Origin of the sequence: Exiguobacterium sp. UBA3491 (genome assembly GCF_002377745.1) — a bacterium.
GTDB lineage: Bacteria > Bacillota > Bacilli > Exiguobacteriales > Exiguobacteriaceae > Exiguobacterium_A.
Window position 1 is genome coordinate 296,521 of record NZ_DFQK01000021.1, and the last position, 562, is coordinate 297,082.

Below are 562 nucleotides of genomic sequence, written 5' to 3' on the forward strand. Positions count from 1 at the left end.
TCTCTCCGCATTCGTTCTTCCAAGTCAACCCGCTGCAAACAGAGAAACTCTACGCGAAAGCGCTCGAGTATGCTCAGTTGACAGGAGATGAGACAGTCGTTGATGCATACTGTGGAATCGGTTCGATTTCCTTGTCACTCGCAAAACAAGCGAAGCACGTCTACGGTATCGAGATCGTACCGCAAGCGATCGATGACGCACGCCGGAACGCACAAGCGAACGGTATCGAGAACGTGACGTTCGAGTACGGTGCAGCTGAGAATGTCATGCCAGCACTCGTCAAAGCGGGTATTCAACCGGACGTCATCGTCGTCGACCCACCACGTAAAGGCTGTGACGAAGAGTTCTTACGTGCAGCAGCAGATGTCGCACCGAAGCGGATCGTCTACGTCTCGTGTAATGCGTCGACACAAGCGCGTGACGCGAAGTTGTTGACAGAGCTCGGTTATACACTCGTCGAAGTGACACCGGTCGATATGTTCCCGCATACGACACACGTCGAGAGCGTCGCCTTGTTCGTCCGTAACTAAATCGTTCATGGGGCTGACTCAAAAAAAGAATG

At 52.8% G+C, this 562-nt stretch carries 1 protein-coding gene; it reads left to right on the plus strand.

Annotation, left to right across the window (positions count from 1 at the left end; translation table 11 throughout):
• On the plus strand, positions 1-530 hold a 530-nt coding region (gene rlmD / locus B4F99_RS08415), incomplete at its 5' end, for a 23S rRNA (uracil(1939)-C(5))-methyltransferase RlmD (RefSeq protein ID WP_290756769.1).
• Positions 531-562: the final 32 nt, after the last annotated feature.